Raw genomic sequence first — 6641 nt, forward strand, 5'->3', positions numbered from 1 at the left:
CTCAAACCAGCCTGGCAAATCCCTGCTGAGCGATCTCGACATCCGCCTCGCTTTTCAACTCACCGCGTTCCTGCGTCTTTGACACGAGATCGAGCGACTCATCCAGCGCCACGAGCATTCCAGTGATCAGTTCATCTGTGTGCGACCACGTCACATAAAGCTGGCTCGACATCAGATAACCGCGCTGGAGCATGTGGCGGATCATGAGCACCTTAGCCGCCGGATCGGCAAAGCCGAGTGAAGGGGAACAAGGCATGCCGCCTATCTTGAGTTGCAGCGTCGGGTGTCTCGCAGCCACTTCGCGCAAACCGGCCTGCAAGCGCTCGCCGAGCGTCCACACATGCTGCTGCACGCCCTCTCGCCGCATTTTGCCAATGCAGGCCAATGAGGCAGCCGTGCCCACGCCGTCGGTCCAGTAGCTGCTGGAGATGAAACTGCTGTTCGAGGCATCCATGACCTCATTTTTGCCGATGATCGCCCCGGCGGGATAGCCGTTCGACATCGCCTTTGCATAAACGGCGAGGTCTGGCTCGATGCCGAGCACTGGCGCGGCACCGGGGAAGCCGAAACGCCAGCCACTCGTCACCTCATCGAGCACAAACACAGCGCTAGCAGCATGGCAGGCGTCAATCACGTTTTGCATGAAACCATCGCGTGGGAACTCGCTGCGCATCGGCTCCATCACCACGGCAGCGAGTTTGCCATCGAGCTTCTGCAACGCGGCGCGGAAGGAATCAGGATCATTGTAGCGAAACGGCACCGCCGTGCCCGCCAGCTCGCGTGGCACGCCGAGCGGTTGCAGGCCCGGCAACAGGTGACCGTCGAGCGCTGCATCATCGCCGAGGTTCGCAGCGAGATACCAATCGCTCCAGCCATGGTAACCGCAGAACGCGATGCCGCTCTTGCCCGTCGCCGCACGCGCAATACGCACCGCGAGCCCGAGCGCCTCGCCACCACCACGGGCATAGCGGACCTTGCCAGCCCAGGGATGCAGATCGAGCAGCACATCGGCGAGTTTCACCTCATCCGGCGATGCTAGCGTTGCATAGCTGCCGAGATTCACGCGACGCTTCACCGCCGCGTTCACCTCATCATCCGCATGGCCGAGCAAAATGGCGCCGACACCGCCGGTGAAGTCGGTGTAGCGAGTGCCATCCAGATCCCAAATGCTCGCGCCTTTCGCTCGCGAGAAATACGACGGCCATGATTGCGGATCGAAGAGATGCGCCCGCTTCGAAAGCAGTCCCGTGCCGCAGGAGATTTTTGTCTTCGCTTCTTCCCAGAGTTTCGGCCCGGCTTTGACCTCAGAAGCTGGTTTGAGCAATCGCAGCGCATTCTCGCGGAAGATGTCCTCCAAGTCATCCTGCGTCATGCCGGTGTCCTCGCAGGCTTCTCGCAAACAGAGCAGAGATTCGATACCCACAGTCGTGTATTGGCCAAAGATCGTCAGTTTATCTCCGGTGATCTCGGGATGAATCCAAGTGAAGCCATCACCCTGCGTGATGCAGGAACCACGCAGCTCGCTGACCATGTAATCGCTGCCCCAAAGCACACGTTGTGGCCCCAAGATTTCAATCGCTGCGCGAAACGCGCCTGCTTGAGTCACCGCCGAGGTATCCACGACCACGTTGTCGAGATCGGCGAGGTGATGCAGGCCTTCTCGGGCATGACGGTAATTAAAAGACCGCGCCACATGCGCCAGGATCAGTTTACAGCGAGGGTAGCGGCGGCACAGACGCTGAATCGCCTCCACATTGCGGGAATCGGTGATGCCATCGGCCAGCATGATGTGCAGCACCATGATCCCGTCGTGATCGTGGCAGATCTCCCACATCCACTCCGGCGCGAAGGACTCGATCTCCGCCTCCTTCGTGTCCGGCACATCCGCATACAGGCGATACGGTTTGATGCCCACAAACACACCCGTGCTCATCAAGCGTCGAACTTCCGCCTCATCGTCCGTCGGTGCCGCCAGTACTAGTGCGCGCGAATTCGTCGTCACATCAATCTGCGACTGGACCCATGAATTCTCACCGACTCGATCATTGCCTGCACTCGGATAGCCAAAGAACAGTCCCTCCACCTCACGGCCCGGCATCCACAGCTTCATCGCCACCTGAAAGTCCGCCATGCCGTAGCCGCGATCCTCATCGAGAAACACCGGCCGCTTTCCCTCCGCGAAGTTGCGGCTGTGAAACAGATGCGTGTGCGCATCGAAGACCTTCGCGGGCACAAAGCCGTCGATGGCGCGATGCAGCAGCTTGCGGTCAGTGTCGGTCAGTTCGGTGACGAGGTGAAGAGACATGAGAATCAGTCGTTGAGATAGATGGCGTAGATCTTGGCGGAGCTGTTCGCGGGATAGTTCACGCGCAGAGCAGTCGTCTTGCCTGTGGGCAGAGGTTTCGAGAAGGTAAGGGGCACACGCACGCCATTCGTGGTGATCTTTGCCTCGTAGCCGTCAAGGACATGGTCAAGATGGTCAAGGAGCTGAATCGTAAGCGGTGCATCCGGTGTAATGCCATCGACATTCAACGCGATCTTCTTCGCCTCAAACGTGCTCGTGATGAAGTGCCCTTCTTCCTCCGCCACCTTGCGGGACAGCGAACCAAATCCATCCCGCCGAAGCGTCGCGAGGCCGATGTCCATGTCTTCGAGCACGCCGCCGGTGTCCCAGTGCGAATACCAGATCATGGTTTGATCGCCTTCGTTCACAAAGGCATGGCCTTGCAGGATCGCCACGTCGTCCCACTCGCCTTCCTTGCCGCGCGGGATGATCTGGAAGCCCGGCACTGGCTCACGGAAATGCACGCCGTCATTGCTGATCATGAGGCCGAGATCAACACGCACGCCGAGATTCCAGCTTGCCCCTTTCGGCGGCGGTTGCTCCGCGTCCTGCCACATGCCGTGCAGGCCGACCATGACGTTGCCTCGATTCCACAAGCCTGCGCCCATGTGCATCTGCTGTCCCTTAACTGGTGGATTGGAAAGCTGGCCCGGGCGTGCATAAGACATCGCCTTCGCCTTCGACCAGCTAACAAAATCTGGCGAGCGATACGCGAGCATATCTCGGCCGATTTCGCTGCCATCAGGCCGCCAGGACCACGGGCTGAGAAGCTGGCCGGTGGCATAGTAAAAATCTCCGAAGCGATACAACCCGCTGACCTCGAAGCGCTCACCGCCCGCGTTCGCCGGGCGATCTCCGACGCACTTCCACTTCAGCCCATCCGCACTCGTTGCGGTCACAAAGGAACCCCAGCGCTTCTCATTCGGCCCGATCTTGCTGCGACCACCTTTAACGTCCTCAATCGGAATGTGCGCGATGTAAGCACACTTGTATCGCTTCGCCGGATCAGGCTCATTGGGCTCGTAAAGCACAGAAAGAAAGTCATTCACGCGTGTCATCGAATGCGGATCGCCCTCGATCAGGCAGATGTTGTTCTTCGTGCTGCCATTAAAGTCCACGAGGCCCAGTTCCGGCTTCGTCCACGTCACGCCATCCTTGCTTTCGGCGTAGCACATGGGCCGCCACCAGCCGGGGGCCTGGCCTTTGACGATCTCCGCCTCATGCATGCCGAGATACCACATGCGGAAGGTGTCGCCCTGCTTCAAAACGGTGCCGTAGAGGATGGCATGGCCTGCATCAGGCGAGCCGGGCGCTCCGCTCCGTAGCACCGGGTTTGCTGGATGCTTCTGCGCCGTCTCCAGCGTAAGCTTCAGATTGTGCTGCCACGCGATGTTGTGATCATCAAAGGCAAAGAACACCTGCTCGGCGGCGTGACATTGGAGCGCGAGACAAATCAGGAGGCAAACACTGGATTTCATGTGCTGATTCTGATCTCCGCTCATGGGGCTACCAGCACAAGTTTCTGGTTCACTAGGCGGACCAGTCCGCTATCTCACATAGATCGTGCTCAGGCGAATGTCCGAACGCTTCGGGCCATCAAACACGATTCGCAGTCTCACACGCTCCGGGAGCTTCGCGTCGCTCTTGAATTCAACCGGTGTTTGAAAACCACTTTGCCGAACAACCGCGCTGTATCCAGGGAGGGGCCGTTCAATTTGATCAAGCACTTCCAAACGCAAAACGGCCTCCTCGCTCAAACCATCCACATTCACGAAAAAGCCGACCTTCGGCCTCGAAACGGCCGCCGTGACCAGTTCGGCCATCACTTTCGGCATCTGATAGTCTCCCGGCCCTTCGCCACTCGCATCGAAAACAAGGTCACCCATCCGATCTCGAGGCCAGGCAGCGATCCCAACGCCTCCGCGAGGCACTTCCGGCCCACCTGTTGCCCGTGGATCCCAGGCTCCGTAATAAAGAAACGTCTTCTCCCCGATGTTCTCAAAGCCTTGGCCTTGGATGATACCGCCTTGATCCCACTCGCCATCCTTGCCACGCTCCAGCAGGGTCCACTCATGCTTTGGCTCGCGGAAGTTGTGCCCGTCATTGCTCAGCACAAAGCCGAGGTCCACCGTCACAACCTTGCACTCTGCCGCACCGTGCCAGCGGCCATACACACCGAGCAAAACATTCCCGCGACTCCACACCGCGATGCCCTCGTGATTCTGCTCTCCCTCGCGACTCCGTCCCGCACCGAGATACTCATGCTGCGGTGTGCGCACAAAGCCCAGCGTGCTCGTCGCCGACCAGTTCACAAAATCCGCACTCCGGTGCAGCCGCACTACACGACCTTGGTAGTGATGCGTGTGCGGCATCGCATTCTGCGCTGTCAGGAAATACTGCCCATCCCACTGATACAGCCCGCAGGCCGGTTCCAGATGAAAGCCCGGCACGAGCAGATCCTGCTTCCGCAGCTCGCCCTTCACCGGCTTTACGTCTTTCACCGGCCGCCACGTCAGCCCGTCCGCGCTCACAAACGGCAGCAGTGTGCCAAGACGCGTCTGGTGCCGGAAATAAACATGCGTGACCATCTTGTAGCGCCGCGAGGCATCGGGATCGGATTCGTCCTTGATCACCTTCAAGTTCACAAAGCCCCACGCTCCGCCCACGTCCACGAGGTTGTTCTTCTTGCTCCCACGAAACTCGACAAGCCCCAGCTCCGGCTTCATCCACGTCACACCATCCGTACTCTCTGCATACGCCGCGCGCCAGCGTTCCGAGGCCACCGCGCCCTTCCCCGCGTCATCAAAAGCCACATACCACATCCGGTATTTGCCGTTGTCCTTGATGATGGAGCCATAAAACTGCACGCCATGTGCATCCGGTGTGCCTGGCTCGCCACGCTTCACCACCGGGTTCGCCGGATGTCGCACAGGTTGCCGCATTTCGAGCTTCAAGTTCTGCGTGTGCGGGATGGCGACGTTGTCGAAGGCGAACAATGTCACAGCCTTTGTCTCATCAAACAGCTCCGCACTCCACGCAGACGTGGCCCAAACGATGATCGGCAGCAAGAATCGCATCATTGTGCCTCAACGTCGAAGTCAGAGAACAACACACACCAATTCCACAATGGATACGCCTGCCCCACCCGTGTGCCATAGTCGGCATCGCCAAAAGTGTGAACCGAGCGCTCAGGATCAGAGTCACGCAGATTGCCATAGCTAAACGACCGCTGCGCCACCACCGGCTGCCCGATGGCAAAAGGTGTGGCGTTGCGCAGCTCACGCGGCTCGTAGCGCAGCAGGGTGACTCCGTTGTCTTCACGCACGCTACGGATCGGCACGCGAGTGTTTGTGCCGGAGATGTTCGTCACGAGGAAGGCACCTTCATCAGTCAGCGGCTTCAGCACCTCGGCAAAATTCCGCGTGAGCACGATCTCCTCATCGCCACCTGCGCTCTTTTGGATCGCGGCAATCGTTCCGAGTGCCGATGAAAACGGATGGCCGTAGTTCACGCGGCACTTTTCGCCCGCTGGCAACGCTTTGGTAAAGCGGATACGCACACATGTGGGTGAAACGACCTCGACGGAGCTCAGCGTAAGCGTTTGGCCACCACCACCGCGCACTTGGAATCCAGCGAGCGACGTGAAGCCGCCTTGAGTCGCAATCTCCTGCCGTGCTAGAAAGCCCGTGTCGATCACCAGCGGCGGACGCGGTACGGTGAACTCGATCACGAGTCCATCACGCGATTCATCGAGCTTGGCTTGGCGTGGACGCAGCGGCTGCCAGTCCTCGCCTTGATGCAGCACGCGGTGCATCACCTTGCCCACCTGCTCACCCCACCAGCGTTCACCATCGGCGGAGAGATGGATCGCATCGCCGTGACGATCGGGTGGATAGACACTGTTGATCGCGCTCGGCACTGCGTAGTGCGGCCCCACAAGGTAGATGGAATCATCTGCATCCGCCGCCATGAGCTGCGCATCGCCCGCCGGGCCGAGCGTTTGATAAGTGAACATCGGCAGCTCGCCACGCTGTCCCGTGATCGCGCAAAGGCCCGCCGACCACTGTTTGCGATACGCCATGAGTTGATCGCGATACCACGCCAGCCCGTCCGCGCGCGGAATCTCCGCATCCCAGCGCGTCGGAACGATGCCGCCCGTCGGCCCGCCATTGCCCTCGCCTTGCATCCAGTAGAGCGCCTTCATTTCAAACTTCGCGCCCGCTGCTTTCGCCTGCTCCACCGCACGCCGTGCATCATCCAAACTCGTCTTGTAATACCCGCCGCCATGCCTCCGCGA

At 59.7% G+C, this 6641-nt stretch carries 4 protein-coding genes; all 4 read right to left on the reverse strand.

The genetic code is table 11. The features are described from left to right. Position 1: 1 nt before the first annotated feature. The gene (locus ACILSI_RS22530; RefSeq protein WP_395724172.1) at positions 2 to 2305 is read right to left on the reverse strand and encodes an aminotransferase class III-fold pyridoxal phosphate-dependent enzyme; all 2304 of its coding nucleotides are present in this window, start codon (positions 2303 to 2305) and stop codon (positions 2 to 4) included. Between the two features lie 5 nt (positions 2306 to 2310). Then, complete coding sequence (locus ACILSI_RS22535; protein ID WP_395724173.1) at positions 2311 to 3822, reverse strand: hypothetical protein; 1512 nt, start codon at positions 3820 to 3822, stop codon at positions 2311 to 2313. A 69-nt stretch (positions 3823 to 3891) separates the two neighbouring features. Continuing rightward, positions 3892 to 5424, reverse strand: a complete 1533-nt coding sequence (locus tag ACILSI_RS22540) for a hypothetical protein (protein ID WP_395724174.1) — start codon at positions 5422 to 5424, stop codon at positions 3892 to 3894. Continuing rightward, positions 5421 to 6641 (reverse strand): phosphate ABC transporter substrate-binding protein (locus tag ACILSI_RS22545; RefSeq protein WP_395724175.1); only part of this gene is annotated, 1221 nt, incomplete at its 5' end. The genes ACILSI_RS22540 and ACILSI_RS22545, both read right to left, overlap by 4 nt.

Origin of the sequence: Prosthecobacter sp. (assembly GCF_044232965.1) — a bacterium.
Taxonomy (GTDB): domain Bacteria; phylum Verrucomicrobiota; class Verrucomicrobiia; order Verrucomicrobiales; family Verrucomicrobiaceae; genus Prosthecobacter.

What these genes read in the sequence shown, in the direction of transcription:
- ACILSI_RS22530 (WP_395724172.1), bottom strand. Translation starts at nt 2,305, where the DNA reads ATGTCTCTTCACCTCGTCACCGAACTGACCGACACTGACCGCAAGCTG.
- ACILSI_RS22535 (WP_395724173.1), bottom strand. Translation starts at nt 3,822, where the DNA reads ATGAAATCCAGTGTTTGCCTCCTGATTTGTCTCGCGCTCCAATGTCAC.
- ACILSI_RS22540 (WP_395724174.1), bottom strand. Translation starts at nt 5,424, where the DNA reads ATGATGCGATTCTTGCTGCCGATCATCGTTTGGGCCACGTCTGCGTGG.